This window comes from Stenotrophomonas sp. G4, assembly GCF_003428825.1.
GTDB lineage: Bacteria > Pseudomonadota > Gammaproteobacteria > Xanthomonadales > Xanthomonadaceae > Stenotrophomonas > Stenotrophomonas indicatrix.
In genome coordinates, this window is record NZ_CP031741.1 from 3,577,623 (window position 1) to 3,603,493 (window position 25,871).

Here is a 25,871-nt window from a genome sequence, read left to right on the forward strand (position 1 = left end):
GTACCGATGAACGACGATTCCCGTTTCCTGCATGACCTGCAATGCCGCCAAGCCGATGGCGAGCACCTGCGCTATCTGTGCTTCTGGGGCCACCAGCCGCCACGCACCGGCGTGTCGGCGTCGTGTTTCAGCCAGTGGTATGACGCGGGTTTCAGCATCGATGGCGTGCACTACCGCACCGCAGAACACTACATGATGGCCGGCAAAGCGCGCCTGTTCGGCGACACGAAGATGCTCGACCAGATACTGGCCAGTGCGACGCCGGAGGGCGCCAAGGCACTGGGCCGCAGGATCGAAGGCTTCGACGATGCTCAATGGACGCAGGCGCGCTATGCGTTGGTGGTCGAAGGCAATCGGGCCAAGTTCTCGCAGAATGCGGCGCTGGGTGATTTCCTGCGCGCCACGGCAGACCAGGTGCTGGTGGAAGCCAGCCCGGTGGATGTTGTCTGGGGAATCGGCTTGGCCAAGGATCACGCCGACGCACACAACCCGGCGCGGTGGCGCGGATTGAATCTGCTGGGGTTTGCGCTGATGGACGTGCGGGACACGATGTAACGCGCGTCCACACGTGGCGTGGATCTACGGGCACGGCGGGCGAAACGTTTCGCCCGGAAAAGAAAAGGCCGGCTTTCGCCGGCCTTTTCCCTATTCCATTGCAGCGGGACTTACAGCGCCTTGGCTGCTTCCACCACGTGCGCGGTGGTGATGCCGAAGTGCTGGTACAGCTTGTCGGCCGGGGCCGAGGCACCGAAGGTGTCGATACCGATCACTGCACCGTCCAGGCCGACGAACTGGCGCCAGAAGCCGGTGACGCCAGCTTCGATGGCCACGCGCTTGCGCACGGCGTTCGGCAGCACCGATTCACGGTAGGCCGCATCCTGGCGCAGGAACACGTCGGTGGACGGCATCGAGACCACGCGGGTCTTCAGGCCGGCCGCATCCAGCTGCGCCTTCGCTTCGGTCGCCAGCGAGACTTCCGAACCGGTGGCGATCAGGATCACGTCCGGAGTGCCGGCAGCATCGGCCAGCACGTAACCACCGCGCTCGATCTGTGCGATCTGCTCAGCGTCGCGCGGCTGGTGCGGCAGGTTCTGGCGGCTGAACACCAGGCAGCTCGGGCCGTCCTGGCGGGTGATCGCAGCCTTCCAGCTCACGGCCGACTCGACCGCATCGCACGGGCGCCACACGTCATTGTTCGGGATGTAGCGCAGCGAGGCCAGATGCTCCACCGGCTGGTGGGTCGGGCCGTCTTCGCCCAGGCCGATCGAGTCGTGGGTGTAGACGTGGATGGCATGGGCCGGGATCAGCGCGCTCATGCGCACGGCATTGCGGGCGTAATCGCTGAACACCAGGAAGGTGGCGTCGAACGGGATGAAACCACCGTGCAGGGCCAGGCCATTGGCGATCGCGGTCATGCCGAACTCGCGCACACCGTAGTACACGTAGTTGGCATTGGCATCGTCGGTGGCGACGGACTTGCTGCCCTTCCACAGGGTCAGGTTCGAGTGCGCCAGGTCAGCCGAACCGCCCACGATTTCCGGCAGCAGCGGCGCGAACGCCTCGATGGCCAGCTGCGACGCCTTGCGCGAGGCAATGGTCTGGCCTTCGGCGGCAACCTGGGCGATGTAGGCGTCGGCCTTGGCAATGAAGTCGGCCGGCAGATCGCCATGCGAGCGACGGGCCAGTTCAGCAGCTTCGGCCGGGTACTGCGCAGCGTACTTGTCGAACTGCTGCTCCCACTCGGCCTGGCGCAGGGTACCGGTACCGCCGGCACGCCAGCCGGCGTAGATCTCTTCGGGAATCTCGAACGGACCGTAGTTCCAGTCCAGCGCCTTGCGGGTGGCTTCCAGTTCGTCCTTGCCCAGCGGTGCGCCGTGGCTGGATTCCTTGCCGGACTTGTTCGGCGAGCCGAAACCAATGGTGGTGCGGCAGCAGATCAGGGTCGGCTTGCCGTCCTGCGACAGGGCCGCTTCGATACCGGCCTTGATGCTGTCCGGATCGTGGCCATCGACGCCACGGATCACGTTCCAGCCATAGGCCTCGAAACGCTCCGGGGTGTTGTCGGTGAACCAGCCTTCGGTGTTGCCGTCGATGGAGATGTGGTTGTCATCCCAGAAGCAGACCAGCTTGTGCAGGCCCCAGGTGCCGGCCAGCGAGGCGGCTTCGTGGGAAATGCCTTCCATCAGGCAGCCATCGCCCATGAACACCCAGGTGCGGTGGTCGACGATTTCCAGCTCCGGGCGGTTGAAGCGCTGTGCCAGCAGCTTCTCGGCCAAGGCAAAACCGACGGCGTTGGCGAAACCCTGGCCCAGCGGACCGGTGGTGGTCTCCACGCCCGGGGTTTCGTGACGCTCCGGATGGCCAGCGGTGTGGCTGCCCAGCTGGCGGAATGCCTTCAGCTGCTCGATCGGCAGGTCGTACCCGCTCAGGTGCAGCAGCGCGTACTGCAGCATCGAGCCGTGGCCGTTGGACAGCACGAAGCGGTCGCGGTTGAACCACTGCGGGTTGTTCGGGTTGTGACGGTGGTAGTCGTTCCAGAGGACTTCGGCGATGTCGGCCATGCCCATGGGCATGCCGGGATGGCCGGACTTTGCGGTTTCAACCGCATCGGCGGCGAGGAAGCGGATGGCGTTGGCCAACTGGCGACGGGTAGGCTGCGTCATGGTTCTGTCGGAATCGGGAGGCGGCCGCGGAACTGCGGGCGGCCTATTGTCCCACAGACGCCCGGCACGGTCAGGTCGACCGGGGCGTTAGTGCCGGCCCTTGGCCGGCAACGTCGTGATCTGCGCTGGATTCCGCCTATGAAGAGGGGCCGGAGCCCTTTCCTGCGGAAAGGGATCCGACCCCGATCAGGCATGGCCCAGGTCAGTTGTCCAGACGGGCCGCGGCGGCAGCGGCCTCGGCCGGGGTGTCCGGCGCTTCACCCTTGGCCACCAGCGTGGTCAGGGCCAGGTCGCCGGTCACGTTCAGCGCGGTGCGGCACATGTCCAGGAAGTGGTTCACGCCCAGGATCAGGCCGATGCCCAGCGGATTGACGCCGACCATCGCACAGATCATCGCCACCACCGGCAGCGAGCCGGACGGCACACCGGCCGTACCGATACCACCGAGGATGCAGACCGCCATCACCATGACCTGCTGGCCGATGCTCAGGTCGACACCGAAGAACTGGGCCAGGAAGATCACCGTCACGCCCTCGAACAGCGCCGTGCCGTTCTGGTTGGCGGTGGCGCCCACGGTCAGCACGAAGCGCGACACGCGCTGCGGCAGGCCCATCTGGTCGGCCACGCGCAGCGCGGTCGGCAGGGTGGCGTTGCTGGAGGCGGTGGAGAAGGCCATCACCGTGGCCTCCTGGGTCTGGCGGAAGAACGCCAGCGGTGAACGGCCCGAAAGCCAGACCGCAGTGCCGTAGGTCACCACCATGTGCAGGCCCAACGCCAGCACCACCACGCCCACGTAGGCGCCGAGGCGGATGATCAGATCGAAACCAAACAGCGCGGCCAGGTTGAACATGAAGCAGGCCACTGCATACGGCGCCAGGCGGATGACCAGGTTGATCAGGGTCATCGAGATCTCAAACACGCCTTCGATGGCACGACGCAGCGGCGCGACCTTTGCCTCGTCGGTCAGCACCATGCCGATGCCGAACATCAGCGCGAAGAACATCAGCGACAGGATCGCGCCATTGTCGGACGCGGCCTGCAGCACGTTGCTCGGCACGATCGACAGCAGCATGTCCATGCCCTTCGGCGTGCCATGGATGCCAGCAACGATTTCCTTGCTGCGCTCGGCATTCTCCGACAGCATCAGCGCGGCCACCTGCGGGTCGACGCCGGCACCGGGCTTGAGCAGGTTGACCAGCACCAGGCCGATACCCACCGCGATGCCGGACAGCAGCACGGTGTAGGCCAGCGTCTTCCAGCCGATGCGGCCAAGGGCGCGGATGTCGCCCATCTCCGACACGCCCATGATCAGCGCCGAGAAGATCAGCGGCACGATCAGCATGAAGATCAGGTTGAGGAACAGGCCCGACGCCGGGGTGGTGACGTAGTCCATTACCCACTTGGCACCGGTCTGCAGGCCTTCGATGCTGCCGCCCAGGGCATGCACGATCAGTCCCAGGACCAGGCCGATCGCAAAGCCGATGCCCATCTTCCAATGCAGGGGCAACTTCTTCTTGTCGGCAGCAGCTGCTGTCATGCGCGGGATTCCTCGAAAAATGAATCTACTCTAACAAAGCGCGCAAGCCGCGCCGGTTCAGGGTTGCCGCGGCGGATACAGCGGCGGCAGCCCAGTGTCGACGGCGCCGGTGGCGGCCGACCAGTGCGGTCCGTCACGGAAGGTTTCGCGCAGGCGGGCCCGCAGCGCGCTGACATCCCCCATCCCGCCCCAGCGCGCCTGCTGCAACGCCTGCAGGGTCTGCCGCTGGGCCGGATCGGCCAGGCGCTCGATCACCTGTTCCAGGCGTTCCACGCCGGCCATCGAACACAGCAGCGCCTCTACCTGGTCGAAGCCCTCGCCATCGATCGCCCGGCGCAGCTCGGCCACGCTGGCACGCGAGGACGTTGCAGGGGCACTGGCTCCTGGCCGGGGAACCGGATGGGTGTGGACGACGGCACGGCGGCCACGTCGCCATCCCCATGCCAGGGTCAACAGCCATAGCAGCGCCAGGCCTGCGGCGGCAGCCATCCACGGCCACGGCCGGGAACCTGCTGCGGTGGGTGCAAGAGAGGATGCAGCGGTGGGTGCGGCGTCTCCCGGCAACGCGGCATCGGTATCGATCGGTTGTGCCACCGGCGCGCCGGCCCGGCCTGCGGCCACGGCCAGTTCCAGATCCGGCAGGCTGGCCTGCTGGGCACTGCCACTGTCCACGTTCCACCAGGCCACGCGCGGCCCGGGCACACGCAGGGATCCAACCTGCCGCGGCACGATCGAATAGCGACGGGTGATCTTCAGGCGTGGCGTGCTGCCGTTGAAGGTCTCCTCGTACTGGGCAGGTTCGGCGAACACCTGTGCGGCGTCGCCGAGGTCGGGCACGGGCAGATCGGTGAACTGGGCCCGGGTAGCGCCATTGGCGATCGCTTCGACCATCACGGTGGCCGCTTCGCCCGTGCGCGCACTGCTGGGTGCGGCGGTGTAGCGCAATTGCAGGCTGTGCAGGGGCAGCCACGGCTGCACGGCCTGAGCCGGTTGCGCCTGCACCTGCAGCGTGCGTTCGGCACCGACGGCATTCATGCGGCCATCGCCACCGCTCCCGAAGAAGTCATCGAAGAAGCCACCTGCGCTGCGGCCGGTGAAGCGCGCGCCAGGCAGGCGCAACGCCCCGCTGCGCTCGGGGATCAGCAGGAAGCGACGTTCGACCACGTTGTAGCGCCGGCCGTTGACCTGGCGCACGTCGCTGCGATCCTCCCCCACCCGCTGCAGCGAAGCGCCACTGGGTGTGTCGAGCACCAGTTCGCCCGACGCCAGCTGCGAGGCGAAGTACAGCTTGACCACCACGCCCACACTCTGCTGCACGTAGGGCGTCGGGTCATCCACCTCGGTTTCGATGAAGGCGGTGGCATTGCTCTGCGGTGTGGCCACTACGGCATCACTTACCTGCAGCACCAAGGGCATCGTGCGTGCTGCGCCTACCTGTAATGAAGGCACCTGCAGCGTACCGGTGCGGCGCGGCGTCAACGCAACCGTGTAGAGGTTGCGCTGCTGGACGCCGCCATTGCTCCACTGCACCTGGCGGTTGCTGCTCTGCGCACTGAGCACGAAATCGGCATTCAACGGTGCATAGTCTGGCGCGCCCTGGTCGGTCTCGATGTGCAAGGTGACGGCGTCACCGGCGGCGATGCTGTCCTGCTCCAGCCAGGCGCGCGTCTGCGCCATGGCCACCATCGGCAGCCACAGCAGCATCGCCAGTACAGGCAAGGGCCACCGGATTTGCCTGCTCGCCATGCCTGTCATCGCCCTTCCCTCTTTCTACGTTCGTTTTCCAACTGGAACTTGGCCCGCAGCAGTGCCCCCGGATCATCCGGCACGCGCCGCATCCACGCCTCTACGGCCTGCTGTTCCTCACGCTGTTGCGGCGTGCCGCCATCGCCGCGCACTGCTGCCTTGCCGGCTTCGCCGGCGCGCGCCTGCTGCAGGGCCTGCTGCATGCGCTGGCGCTGCTGGGCATCGGCCTGCGCCTGGGCCTGCGCGTCGGCTGCCTGCGGCGGCTCCTGCTTCGCCCCCTGCTGGCCGGAACCTGCAGACGCCGGGTTCTGCTGGCCCTTCTGGCTCTGCGGTTCCTGCTGGCCTTGCTGGCCTTGCTGGCCCTGCTGCTGATTCTGCTGACCTTGTTGGCCCTGCTGCTGATTCTGCTGACCTTGTTGGCCCTGCTGGTTCTGCTGCTGTCCCTGCTGCGGCTTCTGCTGCCCCTTGCCCTGCCCCTGGCTGTTGTTCGACGACGACTTGCGCTTGCGCGCGGCGTCGACCACCGCACGGTTGGCGACGGCGTCGGCCATCTGCGGGTGGCGGGCCAAGGCCTTGTCGTAGGCGGCGATGGCACCGTCGTAGTCGCCCTGGCGAGCAAGCACATTGCCGAGGTTGTACCAGCCCGCATCGCTGTCGATGCCTTCGAACTGCTTGCGGGCCGTGGCGAAATCACCTTGACGGTACGCCTGCACACCCTCGGCCAGGCGTGCATGCTCACGCTGGTCGGCACGTTCCCACATCGTGCCCGCTGTTGGCGCAGCCATGGGCGCGCGCGGCTGTGCCTGCAACTGCCCGCTCAAGGGCAGAAGACCCACGGCCAGCACCGCCGCCAGCACCGCGCGACGGCGGAACGCCAGCAGTGCCAGCAGCATCACCGGCGGCAACAACCAATAGCCTTCGTCCTGCCACTGCCGGGCCTGCCCGGGCCGCTGCAACGCACCGCCGTCGCTGGCATCAAGTACGTCCAATGCCTTCAGGTCGCGATCATCGCTGACGATGCGCTGGTAACGCCCGCCGCCTGCGGTGGCGACGGCGCGCAGGCTGGTTTCATCCAGCGCGGCCTGTGCGATCTGGCCTTGACCATCGCGATAAGCGGCGCCGGATGGCGTGCCCAGGCCCAGCACCGACACCTGCAGGCCGAGGCCACGCGCCTGTGTTGCGGCAAGCGCCGCTTCGCTGTCCGCCTGGTCGCTGACCAGCAGGATCTGGCCGCGCACGGCACCCGTCTGCCGCAGCAAGCGGACCGCCCAGTCGATGCCACGGTCGGCGCGCTGTCCATCACGCGGCATCACCTCCGGCGACAGCGCGTCCAGGTACAGCGCCACGTTGGCCGCGTCGTCGGTCAACGGCGCCACGGTATAGGCATCTTCGGCATACACCACCAGGCCCACCTGTCCGCCTTGACGGGCGCGCAGCAGCGCACCGATCTTTGCCCGCGCCTGCAGCAGGCGCGAGGGTGGCAGGTCGGTCGCGGTGATGCGGCTGGAGAGATCCAGCACCACCACCAACGGCGCACTGGCCTGATAGATCGGCTGCGCCTGCTGCCTCCAGCTGGGGCCAGCCATCGCCAGTGCCGCCAGGGTCCAGCCCCACAGCAATGCCCATGGCAGGCGCACGCGCCGCTTTCCCTCGCCAGCCAGCAAGTGCGACAACAGGTGGGCATCGACCGCCTGCCGCCACGCGTCGCTGCGCCGTTGCCGGTAGATGGACACCGCGACGATCAACGGCAGTGCCACCAGCAACCACAATCCGTCCGGCCGCAGGAAATGCAGTGCGCTCCAATCGAACATGCTCCAGTCGAACGCGCTCCAGTCCGGCATTTTCAGCAACGTGGTGCTCATCGGCGACGTTCCGGCCAGGCCCACGCCAACGCGCCCAGCAGCAAGGCGACCGCCAGTGGCCACGCGTAGCGCTCGTTGCGCGGACGCAGTGCCGGTCCCTTCGCTGCGATTGGCTCCAGCCTGTCCAGTTCGGCATAGATGCCAGCCAGCTGATCGGTGTCACGCGCACGGAAGAAGCGGCCGCCGGTCATCTCGGCGATCCTGCGCAGCGTTGCCTCATCCACCGGGTCGCGGTCGGCGGCCACGGGAATGCCGAAGAACCGCGCACTACCGTCGCTGCCAAACGCCACGGTGTGCACGCGCACCCCTTCGGCACGCGCCAGCTCGGCTGCGCGCAGAGGTTCCAGCACACCGGCGTTGCTGACGCCGTCGGTCAGCAGGATCAGTACACGCTGCCCTTCGGGCTGGTCGCGCAGGCGTTTGACCGCCAGCGCGATGGCGTCACCAATGGCCGTCTCGCGCCCGGCAAGGCCAACCACGCTGTCGCGCAGTTGATCGCGCACGCTGGACAGATCCGCAGTCAACGGTGTGAGTGTGTAGGCACGATCACCGAACACCAGCAGGCCGACGCGATCGCCGGCACGACGGTCCAGGAAATCGGCCAGCACCGCCTTGGCTGCGGTCAAGCGCTCCACCGCCTGCGCACCGAGCACCATGTCCGGCTCGCTCATGCTGCCGGACACGTCCATCGCCAGCATCATCTGCCGGCCCTCCTGCGGCGGGGTGATCGCCTCACCCAGTTGCTGTGGTCGCGCCATCGCCAGGCACAGCGCCAGCCAGCCCAGCCACAGCAAGCCACTGCGCAGCCAGGAAATCCCGACACGACCACCGCCCGCCAGTGCTTCCAGTTCGGCAGCAGCGTAAGGCACACGCAGCGCAGCGCCCGGATCGGTACGCCGCTTCCACGCGTACATCAGGATCGGCAACGGCAATGCCAGCAGTGCCAGCGGCCACGCCAGCTGCAGATCCGGCCAGGGCCAGTAAGCTGCCAGCGCGCTCATCGGCGGCGCTCCTGCAGCAAGGCCAGGTAGCGCGCCCGTGCCCAAGCGCGCACGTCAGCCACCGCAGCGGCATCCACGTGTGGACGATAGGCACCCTCGGCCAGCAGGTTGCGCTGCGCCAGTGGCAGGGTGTCCTTGGGATCTACGTACTGCCACCACGCGTCATCGCGTAGTGCCTCGGTGCCCGGTCGCGCCTGACGCGCCGCACGCCGCAGAAGGCTGGCGATGGCCGCCAGTTCCGACGGCGCGCCGTTCACTGCCGCAATCTCCTGATCGAACACGCGCATCCACTGCTGGCGGCGACGGCGACGACGCCATGCCACCGCAGCAACAATGGCCAGCATCAGCAGAACCAATGCGATCAGCATCAACCAGCCAGGCGCCGGTGGCCACCACGTTGGCGAGGGCGGCAACTGCACATCACGCAGTGGCAGGGAGGTACTCATGCCGGCACCTCCGTTGGTGCCGGTGCCAGCCAGGCGTCGCTGGCCGCATCGGTGGACAGCACCTGCACATCGACGCGACGTGCGGCAAGCTGGCGGCGCAGCTGCTGCAGGGGCTCGACGAAATGCGCCTGCCAGTGCGCCTGCACGTCGCTGCGGCGCAGGTCCAGGCCGATGCGCTGCTGCGCGGCGAGAAACTGCAGCGGCGCCGTTGGCGGCTGCAGCTCAAGCGGATCGACCAGCAGCAGCAGGCTCAGGTCGTGGTGCTGGGCCAATGCGCTCCAGCGCGCCGGCGGAATCCGGATCGCCTGCTGCGGATCGGCCAGTACCAGCATCCGCGCGCCGGGGCGCAGCACCCGCCCGGCATGGTCCAGCGCGCGCTCCAGGCCAAGGTCATCGGCAGGTGGCTGCGCGTACCAGCGCGTGAGTGCATCGAGTACACGCAGTACGCCGCGCGTGCCACCGGCCGGCGCGATCGGTGCTTCGCGATCACTGCCGCGCAGTGCACCGATGCGGTCGCCGCGCCGCTGCGCGGACCATGCCGCAACGGCGCCGGCGCGTGCCGCCTGCACCGACTTGAAGCGCACGCGGGTGCCGAAGTACAGCGCAGGTGAAGTATCGGCAACGATCAGGGTGACCCGTTCGCGTTCTGCCTGGAACAATTTGGTGTGCGTGCGCCCGGTGCGCGCGGTGACGCGCCAGTCAATGTGGCGCGCGTCGTCGCCCGCTACGTATTCGCGCGATTCTGCATATTCCATGCCGCGTCCGCGCAGCGGCGAAGGCGCTTGCCCGGCGCTGCCCGCTCGCCCACGACGAGGCGGCGGCGGACGCTGTGCCAGGCGGCGCAATGCCACCAGCTCGGCCAGTTGCGGTCGCAGGCCATCGCCTTCGCTGGTAACCGGAGCAGGTCCGTGGGTCGTGCCGGTCATGCGCGCGCTCAGGGCGCCGGTACCCGGGCCAGCAGCTCCTGCACCAGGCGCTCACCATCCCAGCCTTCGGCGGTAGCTTCATAACTGGGCAGAACCCGGTGGCGCAGCACATCGGCCGCGACGGCACGCACGTCGTCGGGGGTGACGAAATCACGCCCGGCCAACCATGCCCGCGCTCGCGCACACCGCTCCAGCGCGATGGAGCCACGCGGGCTGGCGCCCCACGCGATGCGGCGCGCCAGCGAGGCGTCGTAGCGCGAGGGGTCACGCGATGCCAGCACCAGCTCGATCAGATAGCGTTCCAGCGCTGGGGCCATGTGCAGCTCCAGCACCTCGCGGCGCGCATCGAAGACATCCTGCATCGGCAGCTTTTCCGGCGCCGCTGCGGCCTCGCCAAGCGCACCGCGGGCGCGCTCGCGGGCCAGCCGCAGGATTTCCGACTCGGCCGTCTGGTCGGGATAACCAATGCGTACGTGCATCAGGAAACGATCCAGCTGCGCTTCCGGCAGCGGGAAGGTGCCCTCCTGCTCGATCGGGTTCTGCGTGGCCATTACCAGGAACAGCGACGGCAGCGCATAGGTGTGGCGACCGACGGTGACCTGGCGCTCACCCATGGCTTCCAGCAGCGCGGACTGCACTTTGGCCGGCGCGCGGTTGATTTCATCGGCCAGCAGGATCGGGTGGAAGATCGGCCCCGGCACGAACTCGAAACGACCTTCCTGCGGACGCCAGATCTCGGTGCCGGTCAGGTCCGAAGGCAGCAGGTCCGGTGTGAACTGCACACGTGCGAAGTCCGCTTCCAGCCGTGCCGCCAAGGCCCGGATGGCCGTGGTCTTGGCCAGGCCCGGGGCCCCTTCCACCAGCAGGTGGCCATCAGCCAGCAAGGCAATGAGCAGGCGTTCGACCAGCGCCGCCTGGCCGACGATCTCGGCCGACAGTGCATCACGCAGATCGCTGAAGGCCGCATGCAGGCGCGAGGTAGTGGGGGCAGGCGGCGGAGAGATGGATTCGGGCATCGGCGGAGGCAGGTTCATGGGGGCCTTTGACCGGCGCGGGATGGCTCGGGTTCCCCACATCATCGCAGGCCATCCGGCTGCTGGCATCAAGGACGGCTGAACAGCCTCCACGCAGGACGGATCTATTGGGCATGACGTGATCCACCCATGCCTTATCCACGCATGGCGTGGATCTACTGGCGAGGCGTGGCGTGGATCTACTGGGCGTGCGGTGGATCCATCGTGATCCTGCCGCGCAAACGACGCGGGGCCGCACGTGGCGGCCCCGGTCGGATACAGCAGAAGCGATGCCTCAGTTCTGGCGGGCCACGCGCAGTACCTTCGGGGTCACGAACACCAGCAGTTCGGCCTTGTCCTTGTTGCGGCCACGCTTCTTGAACAAGTTGCCCAGGAACGGCACGTCGCCCAGGAACGGCACCTTGCTGACACTGTTGCGGTCGGTGAATTCATACACGCCACCGATCACCACCGTCTGGCCATCTTCCACCAGCACGGCGGTATTGACCTCGCGGCGGTTGATGGACGGCACGGTACCGTAGCCCTGCAGCTGGATCAGCTGATCGACCTCGTCCTTCTTCACCGCCATGTTGAGGAACACGCGGTTGTCGTTGGTGATGGTCGGGGTGACCTTCAGTTCCAGCACCACTTCCTTGAACTGGACATTCGGGGTCTGTGCGCCACCTGCTGCGCCGCCACCACTGATGGTGACATAGCCGATTTCCTTGCCCTGCTTGATCAGCGCTTCACGCTGGTTGGTGGTCACCACGCGCGGGTTGGAAATCACTTCACCACGCGACTCTTCCTGCATGGCGGACAATTCCACATCAAGCAGATAGCCGGCGTTGAGGATCGACAGTGCCAGCGAACCCGGGTTGCTGGCCGCTGCCACCGGCAGGTTCCAGTTCAGGCCACGGGTGATGGCCGAGCCGACCGACACCGGCGGCGGGCCCACGCGGCCACCGGCAATCCAGTCGCGCTCGGCCTTTGCATTCGCGTTGTTTGTGTCCACCTGCGACTGGCGGGTCTTGGCGTTGGCCTCCAGGTCACCGCTGAAATACACGTTGTCACGGCTGCCGCTGATGCCGAACTTGGCCCCCAGCTCGCGCGCGAACGTGTCGGTGGCGATGACGATGCGTGCTTCGATCAATACCTGGTCGACCGGGCGGTCGATGACACTGATCAACTCGCGCATGCGCGCGATCTTCTTCGGAATGTCGCTGATCATCAGCGTATTGGTGCGCTCGTCGGCGACGATGCGACCGCGTCCCGAGAGGAAGCCACTTTCTTCCTGCGAACTGCCACCACCGCCACCGCCGCCACCACCACCACCGCCGCCGCCAATTCCCTTGGCTTCGGTCAGCGCTTTGAAGATCTGCGTGGCACTGTGGTAGTTGATCTGGACGTAGTCGGTCACCAGGTCTTCGCGGTTCTCGATGGCGATGCGCGCGTCTTCCTTCTCCTGCTCGAACTTGGCCAGCTCGGACTGCGGCGCAACCCACACCACGCTGCCGTCACGACGCTTGTCCAGGCCCTTGGCACGCAGCACGATATCCAGTGCCTGGTCCCACGGCACGTTGACCAGACGCAGGGTCACATTGCCCTGCACCGAGTCGGAGGCCACCACGTTCAGATTCGACTCTTCGGCGATCAACTGCAGCACGGTGCGCACCGGCACGTCCTGGAAGTTGAAGGTCACCGGCTTGCCGGCGTAGCCGCGCTGCGGCACGCCCTTGGCGGCCTGGGTCACGCTGCCGGCAGTGACTGCGCCAACGGCGGCCTGGGCCTGCCGCGGGCTGATCTCCACCACATACTCGTTGCCACTCTGGTAGGCCAGCGACTCGACCGGACCGCCCGTGCTCAGCACCAGCTGGGTGCCGGCCCCGGACGGCTTGGCGTCGATGCGCTGCACCGGGGTGGCGAAGTCGGTGACGTTCATCGGCTTCTGCAGGTTGGCCGGCAGGCGTGCGTTGCCGACATCGACAACCACGCTGTTGCCTTGGCTGCGCAGGTCGGGCATGGCGCCCTGGCCATCGAACTGCAGGATCAGGCGGCCCGCGCCGTCATCGCCACGCTTGAAATCGATGCGTGCGACCGACAGGCCTGCCGGTGCAGCGGCCGGCGTGGCCGCCAGCGCCGTGCCGGCCGGCTTTTCCGACGGTGCGGCGGCCAGCGCCGGAGCGCAGGCCAGCATCAACGCGACTCCCAGCGCGCTGATGCGGTTCAAGGTAGAGCGCCGGATGGGACGCAGCCCCTTGGCTTGGTGAAAGGTCATCGTGCTATCCCCAGTAAACGATCATTGATCTTCCAGCGCGAGCGTTGCTGGACGTTCCAGCCAGCCACCCGCGCCATCCGGCACCAGTTCGATCAGCTCCACGCGGTCTTCAAAGACCGCGGTGACCCGCCCGTCGCTCTGCCCCAGGTAACCGCCGGGACGCACCCGATAGGTCACCTTGTCCGGCCCCATCACCAGCGCCACGGTGCCGGCGCCTGTTCCGATGGTGCCGACCATGTCCAGCGCGTCCAGCGGGAAGCCTTCCATCGGCTCCTTGCGCCGGTTCGGATCTGGCCGCAGTCCCCCATTCCCCTGCTGCGGGTTGGTCCAGGCATCGGTAAACGGATCGCGCATGCCCTGCGCGGAGTATTCAAAGGTCTCGAACTGCTGCATCACCGGCAGCGGTTCCAGCGGCTGCGCCGGTCGCGCACGCTCGCTCTCGACCCACTTTTCCAGATTGGGTGCATCGCCCGGCGTGCTGGTCACGCCGCGGCCACAGGCGGCAAGCAGCAGCACGGTCAACGCCATACCACCACGCGCAATGAAGGAACGGATCACTTCTTCGCCTCCTTGCCCGCTTCAGCCTTCTGCTGTTCGGCAACCTCGGCCTCATCCAGGTAACGGTAGGTCTTGACCGTGCCCGACAGTTCCAGCGCACCGGCGCGGATGTTGCCGCCGGTCTTGTCCTTCGGCTTGAGGTTGATGTCGTGCATGGTCAGGATCACCACCCGCGGCAACGAGGCCACGCCGCTGACGAAGGCGCCGAACTGGTGGTAACTGCCCACCATCCGCAGCTTGATCGGCTTCTCGGCGTAGAACTCCTTGATCTGCTCCTGTTCGGGCTCGAACAGCTCGTTGGCCAGGCCGCTGGACAGCGCGGTCTGCGAGATGTCGATGATCAGGTCCGGCATTTCGGTCTTGCTGGGCAGCTGCCGCAGCATCTGCTGCAGCACCTGCTCCATCTGTGCCAGCTGCTGCTTCAGCGGCTCCAGGTTGACCGCGCGTTCCTGTTCCTTGGTGAATTGGGCACGCAGCTCGGTTTCCCGCGATTCCAGGCCCGCCAGCTCCTCGCGCTTGCCGCTGATCAGCAGCATCCAGAGCACGAACATGATCACCACGGCAATCAGCGAGCAGAACACGATCTTCGCGTTCCTCGGCCAGTTGCCGATGTCGTTGAAGTCAAGGTTCTTGATGTCGACTTTCCTGCTCATGCGCGATCCCCCTGCAGCGGGGCGTGGAAGGCCTGTGGCGGCTGCGCCAGGCGGCTGCCCTCAGGCTTGGTGGCCGGTGCGGCCTGCGCGGGCTTGGCCGGCGCAGGCGTTGCCGCCGGTGCTGGGGCCTGTGCAGGAGCGGTCGCAGGCGTCGCTGCCGGTGCCGGTGTCGATCCCGGCGCCGGTGCGGCGGCAGCCGGTGCTGCGGCGTCGGGCCCGGCGCCGAGCGGTGCGACCGTCGGCGCTGCCGGCGCGGTGCCGGCCACGCTGCCATCCGGGTTCAGGCCCGGCGTGGCGCCTGCTTCCTCGCTCTGTGCGGGCAGCTTGACCTTGACCTTGAACACGTACGGCAATGCCTTGATGTCAGCCACCGGGCCGGTCGCGCGCCCTTCCTTGTCCTTCTCCGGCTCGCGCGCCTCGATGATCGCCAGCTCCGGATTGGTCATCCAGCCGGAAACTTCGAGGTTGCGCATGTATGCCGAAACACGGGCGTTGGACTGGGTGCGGCCCTCCAGGGTCAACACGTCACCTTCCTGCTGCAGAGCGGTGAGCACCACACCATCGGGAATGGTGCGCACCAGCGCATCGAACAGGTGGACCATCTGCGAACGCTTGGCCTGCAGCTGTTCGATCACGGCCTTGCGGGCCAGCAGTCGATTCTTCTGCTCGTCGAGGCGGTCGATTTCCTTGTTCTGTTCCTTGACCTTGTCGATCTCGGTCTGCAGATAGGCATTGCGGTCATTCTGCCCGCTCACCTGCATGTCGTAATAGAACCAGATCAACAGCGACAGCAGCAGGCCACCGAGGGCTGCCATGCCCAGCATGATGCCGAACTCGCGCTGGCGTTGCTTGCGGCGTTCGGCGCGCCAAGGCAATAGATTGATGCGTGCCATCAGTCAAAGCTCCTCAGCGCCAGACCGGTCGCGATCATCAGCGCGGGGGCGTCCTGGGCCAGCGCGTGCGCCTGCACCTTCGGCCCCAGGGTCATCTGTGCCAGCGGGTTGGCGACCACGGTCGGTACGCCCAGCTGTTCCTCGACCATCTCCGGCAGGCCTGCAAGGGCGGCACAGCCGCCAGCCAGCACGATGTGATCGACGCGGTTGAACTCGCTGCCGGCGTAGAAGAACTGCAGCAGGCGGCTGATCTGCTGGACCGTGGCTTCCTTGAACGGCTCCAGCACTTCCATCTCGTAGCTTTCCGGCAGCCCGCCCTGGCGCTTGGCCAGACCGGCTTCCTCGTAGCTCAGGCCATAGCGGCGCATGATCTCGTCGGTCAGCTGCTTGCCGCCGAACACCTGTTCGCGGCTGTACAGGCTACGGCCACCGCGCAGCACGTTGAGGGTGGTCATGGTGGCGCCGATATCGACCAGCGCGACCACGCCCTCGGCCGACACCGGCAGCTCGTTGGCCACCAGGGCGAAGGCGTTCTCGACCGCGAAGGCCTCCACGTCCATCACCTTGGCCTGCAGACCGCCCAGTTCCAGCGCGGACTGGCGCAGTTCGACGTTTTCCGAGCGCGACGCCGCCAGCAGCACCTGGACCATTTCCGGGTTGTTCGGGATCGCCCCGATCACCTCGAAGTCCAGGTTCACTTCCTCGATCGGATACGGAATGTAGTTGACCGCTTCCAGCTCGATCTGGGCTTCCATGTCGTTCTCGTCCAGGTCGGCCGGCATCGGGATCACCTTGGTGATCACCGCCGAACCGGCCACGGCCGCAGCGGCCAGCTTGGCCTTGCTGCCGGAACGGTTCATCGCCCGGCGGATGGCCTCTCCCACGGCCTCCACCTCAACGATGTTCTTCTCCACCACCGCGTTCGGCGGCAGCGGTTCCACGGCATAATGTTCCACACGGAAACGGTTGCCGCTGCGGGAAAGCTGCAACAGCTTTACCGCAGTCGAACTGATGTCGACGCCAATGAGCGGCGACTGACTTTTTGGGATGAGCCCCACGGTTTCTCCCCTGCCGACGGGCACTTGGACGCAAGAGCTGCGTCCGCGCATTAATAACGTATTCTTAGCAAATGGCAACCGCCCTGCTGTGACATCCCTCACAGGATGAACACGCAGCCCCTGGCGTCCCCTTGCACTCCCCAGTGCCGGCCCCAGCCGCCACCTTGCGTAATCTATACTCTGCGACCACGAAATTCGCAATCGGAATCTGACACCGATGACCCGTCTCCGCCGCTGGCTGCGCTGGATCTTTCTTGTTGTCCTGGTCCTGGCGCTGGTTGGAGCGGCCGCCGTTGGCGGCCTGTACTACGCCGTTTCTTCCAAGCTTCCCGACGTGCAGACCCTGCGCGACGTGGAAATGCAGGAGCCGATGTACGTCTACGCTGCCGACGGCAAGCTGATGGCGGTATTCGGTGAGACCCGGCGTACCCCCATCACCATGAAGGACGTGCCGGAGAAGCTGAAGCAGGCGTTCTTGGCCACCGAGGATGCCCGTTTCTACGAGCACGGCGGCGTGGACTACAAGGGCATCGGTCGCGCGGTGTGGCTGCTGGCCACTACCAACGACAAGCGCGTGCCCGGTGGCTCCACCATCACCCAGCAGGTGGCCCGCCAGTTCTTCCTCAGCTCCGAGTACAGCTATACCCGCAAGCTGGCCGAGATCCTGCTGGCGCGCAAGATCGAGTCCGAGCTGAGCAAGGACGAGATCTTCGAGCTGTACCTGAACAAGAGTTTCTTCGGCAACCGCGCCTACGGCGTGGCCGCCGCCGCCGAGTTCTACTACGGCAAGAAGCTGGGCGAACTGGACCTGGATGAGATGGCCTCGCTGGCCGGCATCCCCAAGTTCCCGTCCTCGGGCAACCCGATCTCCAACCCGGAGCGCGCCCGCCAGCGTCGTGACAACTATGTGCTGCAGCGCATGGCCGACCTGAAGTTCGTCAGCCAGGCCGAGGCCGATGCGGCCAAGGCCGTGCCGATGCACGCCACCGCCCACGAGCCGCCGGTGCAGGTCGATGCCCCGTACGTGGCCGAGCTGGTGCGCCAGGAAATGATCGCCCGCTTCGGCGGCGACGTGGTCAACAAGGGCTACCACGTCACCACCACGATCGATTCGACCCTGCAGACCGCCGCCAACCTGTCGGTGCGCGACGGCCTGCTGCTGTACGACCATCGCCACGGCTGGCACGGCGTGGAGAAGCAGGTACAGCTGGGCGCCGGCGATGATGCCGCGGCCCTGGCCGAGCACCTGCGCGGCATGTTCGGCCAGGCCGGCCTGCTGCCGGCGATCGTCGCCAGCACCGGCGCCGACGGCAGCGCCACCGTGGTGCTGGCCAACCGCAGCGAGATCGTGCTGCCGGCCGGCGCCGCCAAGTGGACCAACAAGAGCCCGGCCAAGCTGGTGCAGCGTGGCGACATCGTGCGCGTGCGCGCTGGCGCCAAAGAGGGCGAATGGCTGCTCGACCAGCTCCCGCGCGGCCAGTCCGCGCTGGTCTCGCTGGACGCCCACAGCGGCGCCCTGAAGGCGCTGGTCGGCGGCTTCAGCTTCTCCGGCAACAAGTTCAACCGTGCCACCCAGGCCCGTCGCCAGCCCGGTTCGAGCTTCAAGCCGTTCGTCTACGCGGCCGCCTTCGACAAGGGCTACAACCCGGCCTCGATCGTGCTCGACGCCCCCGTGGTGTTCCGCGACCGCCGCGGCAAGACCTGGGCCCCGCAGAACGATGGCGGCGGCTTCCGCGGCCCGATGCGCCTGCGTGAGGCGCTGGTGCAGTCGCGCAACCTGGTCTCGGTGCGCCTGCTCGACGGCATGGGCGTGGACTACGCGCGCAAGTACATCAGCGAGTTTGGTTTTGCCGAGTCCGAGCTGCCGCCGAACCTGTCGATGTCGCTGGGTACCGCCTCGCTGACCCCACTGTCGGTGGCCCGCGGCTATGCGGTGTTCGCCAACGGCGGCTCGCGCGTGGACACCTGGCTGATCGACCAGGTCAACGACCGCGATGGCAACCTGGTGTTCAAGGAAAACCCGGCGATGGCCTGCCGCGACTGCGCCGGCAGCAGCGACCAGCCGGTGAACCAGGTCGTGGACGGCTTCAACTTCGGCGCCCCGGTACCCAAGGTCGATGCCACCGCCGCTGCCAAGCCAGAAGCCAAGACCGAAACGCCGGCCGCACCCGCCAACCCGGACGCGCGTACCGCACCGCGTGCGATCGACGCCCGTACCGCCTACCAGCTGGTGTCGATGATGCGCGACGTGGTCCAGCGCGGCACCGGCGCGCAGGCCAAGGTGCTCGGCCGCGAAGACGTGGGCGGCAAGACCGGCTCCACCAATGATCACCGTGACGCCTGGTTCTCCGGCTTCGGCGGCCCGTACGTGACCACCGTGTGGGTGGGCCGCGACGACTTCCGCTCGCTGGGCTACCGCGAATACGGTGGCAAGGCGGCCCTGCCGATCTGGATCGAGTACATGCGCACTGCACTGAAGGACACCCCGATCGCACAGAACGAACCGCCGAGCGGGATGGTCCAGGCCACCCTCAACGGTGCGGTGGAGTGGGTGAAGGTGGAAGACATGGACCGCCTGACCGACTACGACCTCAACCTGCAGAGCACCCCGCAGGCTGACGCGGCCGCGTTCGATATCTTCTGAAGCCAGGCTGGGTGGGTGCCAACCGTTGGTTGGCACGATGGCCCGACGTTGCCCTGGTAGTCGCCAACCTTGGTTGGCGCCGATGCATCCGCCGGGCATGGCCCAGCGCTACCATGCCGCACCCGTTGGGCGCCATCTCCCGGTAGCGCCGGGCCATGCCCGGCGAGCGCAGCGGCACCTCTGCGAAATACCCACGCAGATGTCACACGCCTGCGCTAGTCTGTGGCCAGGTCGCAACAGGGAGTCATCGCATGCACCGCGCTCACCAGCATGCTGCCAGCCAGACCCGCGAACGGCGTCATCGCCTCGCCCACGAAGCCGCCCGGCTGATGGCCGAAGGCGGAATCCGCGACTTCCACCAGGCCAAGCTCAAGGCTGCCAGCCGTCTTGGCATCCACGACGATGCTTCCCTGCCCCGCAACGTCGAGATCGAACAGGCCCTGCGCGAGTACCAACGGCTGTTCTCCGGCCCGCAGCACGGCAGCGAACTACAGCGGCGGCGCGAGTCCGCGTTGCGGGCGCTGGAGTTCCTGCACGGGTTTTCGCCACGCCTGGCCGGACCGGTGCTGGACGGCACCGCCGATGCCAACAGCCCCGTGCAATTGCACCTGCACAGTGACGACCCGGAGGCCGTGCATCGCTTCCTGGACGAACACCGCATCCCCGCCGAATCACGTACGCGGCGCCTGCGGATGGACCGTGAGCGCAACCTGGATGTACCGGTGTGGGTGTTCAGTGCCGAAGACCTGACCTTCGACCTGGCCGTGCTGCCCTACGATGCGTTGCGCCAGGCCCCGCTGTCGCCGGTGGATGAGAAACCCATGCGGCGGGCGTCGGCCACGCAGTTGCGGCAGCTGCTGGCCGAGATGGAAATCACCGCCTACATCGGCGGCTGAACCTGGCAGAGCCGGGCCTGTGCCCGGCTCTGCGCCAAGAGCAGCCGGGCATGGCCCGGCGCTACGGGAAGACCAGTTGTTCCTGGGCAGGGGTCGCCAGCCGTGCCAGCCACGGCACCGCCGCACGGTACGGGTACTCGGCCATCATGCGCGCATGCATCTTCTGCAGGTCATCCAGGTTCCAGGCGTGCGCATACACATCCTGGAAGTCATCGGCCCAGCCACTGCGCACGCGCGTGCGTTCGCCATCAAGGTTCGGCACCAGGTACCACGGCACCTGCAGGATCTCGGCCAGCGCCTTGTTGCGTACCGCACTCTCGTACCCCGACCGCTGCAGCTGTTCGATGCGGAAACTCACGCGGCGGCAGGGAAAGGGCATGCAGGCACCGGTCGCGTTGATGTAGTCGGCAATGTCGGCGTACATGTCCGCCTGCAGCTTCATCGCCACCGGGTCCTGCAGGGTCTGCCGGACCCGCAGCGTGCGCTGGGTGCTGCCGCGGATCTCCGCAGCACTGTAGAAGGGATGACCCGGCGTGGTGCCACCGTGGCGCACCAGCACGATGCGATGGATCGCTTCGTCGGTCAGCACTTCCACCCGCACGGCCGCGGCCTCCGGGTGGATTCGGGGCTTCGGCACGTTCACCACGCGCCAGAACCCCCACACCATCAACCCCATGCAGACCATCAGCACCAGGCAGGCCAGCGTCCACGTATCCATGTCGTGGGTGAAATAGCGGATGCGGGCGCGCCACAGGTAGTAGCGCCGATAGGTCATGAAGCGGCTCATGAAGCGATACATTGCAACCTCCTCTGCAATGGCCCCGGCGCGGCGGGGCTCGTTACGCGCACCACACCGGGGCGCCATGGCTTACCAGCCGATGCCCACACCCACGCCCATGCTGCGTTCACCGCTGTTGGTGAACGCCCCATTGAGGCTGAAGGTGGCTGAGCCCTTGTCGTTGAGTACGCGCTGGTAACCCACCGCCATGGCCGACTCGCCCTCGGCGTAGCCCACGCCCGCGCCAAGGCGGTTGTAGGTGGCCAGGCCCGCGGTGTTCATGGCCATGGCCGTCTGCGCACTGCTCATCGCCGCCATGCGGTTGAAGCGCTTGTCCATCTTGTCCAGGCGGCGCTCGAAGTTGCTGATCGCACCATCGGTGTACTCGTTGGCGCGGGCCAGCATCCTTTCCAGCTCGGCGGTATCAACCTGCGGCGTGGGCGCGGGCGATTCGTTCTTCTTCGACTTTGGCTGCGGTGCAGGCGAAGCGCTCTCGCCCGCCGAAGCGACCTGCGGCGAACCGCTGGCTTCCGGGCTTGGCATGATCTCTTCGGTCGGTGCCGCCGATGCCGTGCCCATTGCACGCATCTGCGGCTGGCCGTCCACGCGCTGCTCCAGGCCATCAATGCGACCATTGAGCTGCTGCTGCACGGCATGCAGCTGGCCGCCGTTGACCGCCTCGCGGCTGCCGGCGGCGATCAGACCATTGGCGACGTTGGAGATGACCATGCCGTTGGCGCCGGCCAGGGTGAGCTGGGCGGTACCGTCGCTGCGGATGGACGGAGATTCCTGGAACACCGAGCGGAGCTGGGTTTCCACGCGATCGACGCGGGAGCCGGTGGTGACTACGGCGGAGTCCAGCGCTCCCAATGCGCCATTGAGCGTCGATTGGGACTGGCCCTGCACCTTAAAGCTGGGGCCGACGATGTTACCGTTGGCATCGACTTCGCTGCCGAGTGCGGACAGTGCGCTGCGGAGCTGGCCGACGGTGGCAGCGTTGTGGTTGGCGGTACCGTTGGCAATATTGGTGAGGCGTCGCTTCAACGACATATGACCGAATGAAGCCTCCATCTCGGATTCAGCGATCGACTGCGCACCCACAGCAACGGCGAATCTTGCCCCCGCGTTCACCCTACTGTAACTCCCTAGAGCAAGACCCCAATCTGCGAACACGCCTGCGGCTTGGCCAAGCGAGACCCCGGTAAGTGCATCGGCAGCTATGTGCGCACCGTATCCGATTGCGGTGGATTGCTTACCGCGTGAAGCTGCATAACTACCAACTGAAGTCGATCCTTCCCCCAAAGCCCGAGTGTCCCCACCAACGGCCACGGATAGGAACGCTGCCTCAGCCGGAGTACTTAGGTCATCGTGATCCACCACCACGTTGTTGAAACGATCAGCCAAACTGGCTACCACCTCATTAGTCCGGAATAGCTGGCTACCGCGCACAACGTCCGAGCTTTCAGCCGACAGCTTCGCCTCGGCCACACCAGTCAAGCGCGCGCCGCCATAGTCGATGACGCTCACATCCAATCCAGGCATCGCCGGCTCGCCCATCTCCCGCTCCTTGCGCATGGCCTCCAGATCATTCCGATTCTGCGAGATCTTCTGCTCTGCGGCGTACAACTGACTGCCGGTTACGGCATCACGGCTCCCTGCAGCAATACGTCCATCGGCAAGATTCGACAGAACCATGCCCTGCGCACCAGCCAGGTTCAGTTGGCCGATTCCATCTGCGCTGATTGATGGCGACTGCTGGAATGTCGCGCGCAGCTGGCCTTCGACGCGATCTACGCGACTATCGGACCTGAGCACTGCGCCATCGAGCACAGCCAAGGCATCACCCACGCTGTTCTGCGTACCACCCTGTACATTGTAGACAGGAGCAATGACATCGCCTCCTGAGCCAAAGCCGGCGCCTCCCCCGAGCATTGCCAGTGCGTCACTGACCTGACCAATCGTCGATGCGTCACCTTCGTTCACACCCCGAGCGACATTCACAACCCGGCGCTTCAGAACACCTTGTCCAACTGAGACCGTCATCGCCTCAGTCGCAGTGGAGCCGGCGCCCACGGCGACACTGTTAAACGCAGCTTCGGAAACAGAGCTTCCGGCACCTATTGCAACGCCCTTCTCCGACTCAACGGATGCCCTAACTCCTAGCGCGAAGCCATCCTCAGCCTCTCCCGCGACACTTGAAGCCCTCCCCAAGGAGACTGAGTTCTTTCCCGCTGCCATCGAGAAACTACCAACCGCCACCGATCCTTCAGCCTCGGCTCTCGCCGAATCCCCGACCGCGACCGCGATCAATCCCGCAGCCGCGCTATCGGCCGGTCCACCGCCGCCTACGGCGACGAACCTTCCGGCGCCCTCAAGTGCCGAGATCTTCTCGTTGGTCGCAAACAACTGCCCACCATTCACCGCATCAGTACTGGCCGCAGAGCTGACATCTCCCGCAGCCACTCCCGATATGCGCGCACCTTCCATGTCCACAAGCAGGCGATCGGGACTGAACTTCACCACCCCATCCAGATCCGGATCGAAGTTGTCCACGTCCGTACGAAGCTGATCGATGTCGGCACGGTTCGTCGCAACGCGCTGGCCCTGTTCCGCCAGGGATTGGGTATGCGCTGCCAGCTGCTGGCCGTGCAGCACCAGTGACTGTCCCTGCGTGGAAACAGACTGGTTGGTGGCATGAAGCTGCTGTCCAGTCACAACGTCGGTGCTGCTGCTGCTCAGCACGCCATTGGCGACGTTGTTGACGCGCCGCTTCGCGCCGTCCTTGTTGGCCACATCCACCACGGCGCCGGCATTGTCTGCGCCCAGGCGCATGTTGCCCGTGGCCGATACCTGGCTGACAAGTCCACTCAATGCCGTGGCCCTGCCCAGCGCGTTGTCCGCAGTGGCCCTGGCCGCAGTGGCTGTCGTCTGCGCGGCATTGGCGGTGTTCTGTGCCGTGGTCACGTTGCTGTTGGTAGCGGTAAGTTGCCGACCGGTGACAGCCTCGGTGCTGCTGCTGCTCAGCGTCGCGTCGGCAACCCCGCTGATACTGCGGTTGGCATTGGCCTTGTTGCGCACGTCCAACACAGTACCGGTGTTTTCACTGCCCAGACGTACATTTCCCGCGGCGGACACCTGGCTCACCAGCCCGGCCAGGGCGTTGGCCTTGGCAAGCGCGCTGTCGGCTGCGGTCTTCGCTCCTGTGGCAGTCACCTGCGCGGTATTGGCCGCGTTCTGTGCCGTAGTCACGTTGGTATTGGTCGCATTGAGCTGCTTGCCGGTCACTGCCTCGGTACTGGAGGCAGTGAGCGCGCCGTCGGCCAGGTTGACCAGCTTGCGCTTGATGCTGGCGCTGCCGACTGATATCTGATAGGCGGCACTGGTCTGCGACCCATTGCCCAGCGCCACCGAACCATTGTGCTGGGCGAGGGAGCGATCTCCAATGGCCACAGCACTCTCGGCCGAGGCATGGGCCAGATTGCCCATGGCAGTCGAGTAGGAAGCACTTGCCTGGGTACCACGCCCCAATGCCGTGGCCTGGCCGGCACTGGCTTTGCTCTGGAACCCGATCGCGGTGGCATGAATGACGTCTGCCGACGCCTCGTGGCCAATGGCAATGGCACGATCACCTACTGCGCTGGCCTGCAGACCAGCCGCCACGGCACCATTGCCACTGCGGCTGCGCGAGCCCAGCGAGACACCCGCGTTCAGGTTGTCCACCTTGTTGCCGGCAGCATCCACGCCGGCACGGGCGTCGAAACCGACGGCTACACTCTGGCCGTTGTAGCTTTTGGCGTTGTGACCCAGCGCTGTACTCACCCCGTACGCAACAGATTCGGCCGTTGCACCTTCCCCCAGTGAGAGGGCCTTCGCATTGATGCGATTGGTCGCCGCCGTCACGTTCTGATTGGTGGCAAACAGCTGCTGTCCAGTGACCGCATCGGTGCTGGTTGCGTTGAGCGCGCCATTGCGGACCCCGTTGAGATACCGGGCAGCTCCACTTTTGTTGCTGATCGTCAATGTCGGGCCAGTGTTCTCCGCGCCAATGCGAACTGTCCCACCCGTACTCGTCTGGCTGATCAGCCCGTTGGTCGCAGTGGACAACTGATACAGCTGCTTGCCCGTTACTGCATCGGTGCTGGTGGCATTGAGGCGCGCATCGTCCACGTTGACGATACGCCGCTTGGTGTTGCCGTTGCCGACCGATACGGTGTTTCGTTCGCTGGCTACCGAGCCACGCCCGATTGCCACCGCTCCGCTCGCGGTAGCCCTGGCCTCGTATCCCATGGCCAGGCTGTCGTACTCGGCGCGTGCCTTGCCGCCAAGTGCTATGGATCCGGTCCAGCCACTGGTCCCTGCGTAAGCATCGCCGCCGATGGCAATCTTCGACACGCCTGCGCCCTCATTTGTCCGTGAGCCACTGCCTACTGCGATTGAATTCTCGGTGTAGGCCTTCGCGTCATGGCCTAAGGCGACTGTTCCGATGCCATCACCGACCGCATGTGCACCGAATACTGACGCGTACCCTTGTGTAGCGACCGCCCCATAGCCCAGGAGTGAGTTTTTGTCGCCCTCGGCAGACGTTCTATTCCCAAAACTCGTGGAATAGCTGCCATCGGTCCACGCGCTGCCTCCTATCGAAAGATGGTGAAAACTGCGCAACGAGGAGCTCGCATTTGCCACGTCCTCCTGTCCCGCAATCGGAACGCAGTACACCGCTCCGACCGCAGCACTATCACAACCATAAAAGCGCGCGGCGCTTGCATTGGTGGAAACTGAGCCCAGCAGAACGGAGACCAACAGAGCAGCGTTGGTACTTCCGGCGCTACGTCCCTTCCTTCGGGTCAGCTCACTTGCCACCACCCAGCACTGCCGTGCAGTGGACCAGATACGACGATGGATCTTGTTCATGGATACTCCTT

Annotated in this window: 18 protein-coding genes; 3 read left to right on the forward strand and 15 right to left on the reverse strand. The window is 66.1% G+C overall.

Annotated elements, in window-relative coordinates; all coding sequences use genetic code 11:
- The first annotated feature begins 6 nt into the window (after positions 1–6).
- On the forward strand, positions 7–555 hold the full coding sequence (locus D0Y85_RS16425; protein ID WP_117311284.1) for an NADAR family protein: 549 nt from the start codon (positions 7–9) through the stop codon (positions 553–555).
- A 110-nt stretch (positions 556–665) separates the two neighbouring features.
- Here D0Y85_RS16425 and tkt read toward each other — a convergent pair whose 3' ends face one another.
- From tkt to D0Y85_RS16490, 13 genes are all read right to left on the reverse strand, one after another.
- Positions 666–2,663, reverse strand: coding sequence for a transketolase (gene tkt / locus D0Y85_RS16430; RefSeq protein ID WP_117311285.1), 1,998 nt, complete (start codon positions 2,661–2,663; stop codon positions 666–668).
- A 202-nt stretch (positions 2,664–2,865) separates the two neighbouring features.
- Positions 2,866–4,200 (reverse strand): dicarboxylate/amino acid:cation symporter, encoded by a 1,335-nt coding sequence (locus tag D0Y85_RS16435; protein WP_025874240.1) that lies wholly within the window; start codon positions 4,198–4,200, stop codon positions 2,866–2,868.
- 57 nt (positions 4,201–4,257) lie between these two features.
- Positions 4,258–5,955 carry a BatD family protein gene (locus D0Y85_RS16440; protein WP_117311286.1) on the reverse strand — a complete coding sequence of 566 codons (1,698 nt, stop codon included), beginning with the start codon at positions 5,953–5,955 and terminating at the stop codon, positions 4,258–4,260.
- Complete coding sequence (locus tag D0Y85_RS16445; protein WP_117311965.1) at positions 5,952–7,757, reverse strand: tetratricopeptide repeat protein; 1,806 nt, start codon at positions 7,755–7,757, stop codon at positions 5,952–5,954. Before D0Y85_RS16445 ends, D0Y85_RS16440 begins: the two co-directional genes overlap by 4 nt.
- 47 nt (positions 7,758–7,804) lie before the next feature.
- A complete protein-coding gene (locus D0Y85_RS16450) occupies positions 7,805–8,809 on the reverse strand; it encodes a VWA domain-containing protein (protein WP_117311287.1) in 1,005 nt (334 codons plus the stop codon).
- Positions 8,806–9,255, reverse strand: coding sequence for a DUF4381 domain-containing protein (locus tag D0Y85_RS16455; protein ID WP_117311288.1), 450 nt, complete (start codon positions 9,253–9,255; stop codon positions 8,806–8,808). The genes D0Y85_RS16450 and D0Y85_RS16455 overlap by 4 nt, the downstream gene beginning before the upstream one ends.
- The gene (locus D0Y85_RS16460) at positions 9,252–10,181 is read right to left on the reverse strand and encodes a DUF58 domain-containing protein (protein ID WP_117311289.1); all 930 of its coding nucleotides are present in this window, start codon (positions 10,179–10,181) and stop codon (positions 9,252–9,254) included. Before D0Y85_RS16460 ends, D0Y85_RS16455 begins: the two co-directional genes overlap by 4 nt.
- Positions 10,182–10,189: 8 nt before the next feature.
- Complete coding sequence (locus tag D0Y85_RS16465) at positions 10,190–11,215, reverse strand: MoxR family ATPase (protein WP_117311290.1); 1,026 nt, start codon at positions 11,213–11,215, stop codon at positions 10,190–10,192.
- A gap of 274 nt (positions 11,216–11,489) precedes the next feature.
- A complete protein-coding gene (locus D0Y85_RS16470; RefSeq protein WP_117311291.1) occupies positions 11,490–13,469 on the reverse strand; it encodes a type IV pilus secretin PilQ family protein in 1,980 nt (659 codons plus the stop codon).
- A gap of 21 nt (positions 13,470–13,490) precedes the next feature.
- Positions 13,491–14,027 carry a pilus assembly protein PilP gene (locus D0Y85_RS16475; protein WP_170919634.1) on the reverse strand — a complete coding sequence of 179 codons (537 nt, stop codon included), beginning with the start codon at positions 14,025–14,027 and terminating at the stop codon, positions 13,491–13,493.
- A complete protein-coding gene (gene pilO / locus D0Y85_RS16480) occupies positions 14,024–14,680 on the reverse strand; it encodes a type 4a pilus biogenesis protein PilO (RefSeq protein WP_117311292.1) in 657 nt (218 codons plus the stop codon). Before pilO ends, D0Y85_RS16475 begins: the two co-directional genes overlap by 4 nt.
- The gene (locus D0Y85_RS16485) at positions 14,677–15,573 is read right to left on the reverse strand and encodes a PilN domain-containing protein (RefSeq protein ID WP_117311293.1); all 897 of its coding nucleotides are present in this window, start codon (positions 15,571–15,573) and stop codon (positions 14,677–14,679) included. The genes pilO and D0Y85_RS16485 overlap by 4 nt, the downstream gene beginning before the upstream one ends.
- Positions 15,573–16,631: a pilus assembly protein PilM gene (locus D0Y85_RS16490; RefSeq protein ID WP_117311294.1), complete on the reverse strand. Its 1,059-nt coding sequence runs from the start codon at positions 16,629–16,631 to the stop codon at positions 15,573–15,575. Before D0Y85_RS16490 ends, D0Y85_RS16485 begins: the two co-directional genes overlap by 1 nt.
- Before the next feature lie 217 nt (positions 16,632–16,848).
- Here D0Y85_RS16490 and D0Y85_RS16495 point away from each other — a divergent pair, with 217 nt between their 5' ends.
- Positions 16,849–19,275 carry a penicillin-binding protein 1A gene (locus D0Y85_RS16495; RefSeq protein WP_117311295.1) on the forward strand — a complete coding sequence of 809 codons (2,427 nt, stop codon included), beginning with the start codon at positions 16,849–16,851 and terminating at the stop codon, positions 19,273–19,275.
- Positions 19,276–19,526: 251 nt separating this feature from the next.
- Positions 19,527–20,171, forward strand: a complete 645-nt coding sequence (locus D0Y85_RS16500) for a hypothetical protein (RefSeq protein ID WP_033831892.1) — start codon at positions 19,527–19,529, stop codon at positions 20,169–20,171.
- Positions 20,172–20,232: 61 nt separating this feature from the next.
- Here D0Y85_RS16500 and D0Y85_RS16505 read toward each other — a convergent pair whose 3' ends face one another.
- Both D0Y85_RS16505 and D0Y85_RS16510 read right to left on the reverse strand, forming a co-directional pair.
- The gene (locus D0Y85_RS16505) at positions 20,233–20,970 is read right to left on the reverse strand and encodes a hypothetical protein (protein WP_117311296.1); all 738 of its coding nucleotides are present in this window, start codon (positions 20,968–20,970) and stop codon (positions 20,233–20,235) included.
- 69 nt (positions 20,971–21,039) lie between these two features.
- Positions 21,040–25,860: an ESPR-type extended signal peptide-containing protein gene (locus D0Y85_RS16510; RefSeq protein WP_117311297.1), complete on the reverse strand. Its 4,821-nt coding sequence runs from the start codon at positions 25,858–25,860 to the stop codon at positions 21,040–21,042.
- Positions 25,861–25,871: the final 11 nt, after the last annotated feature.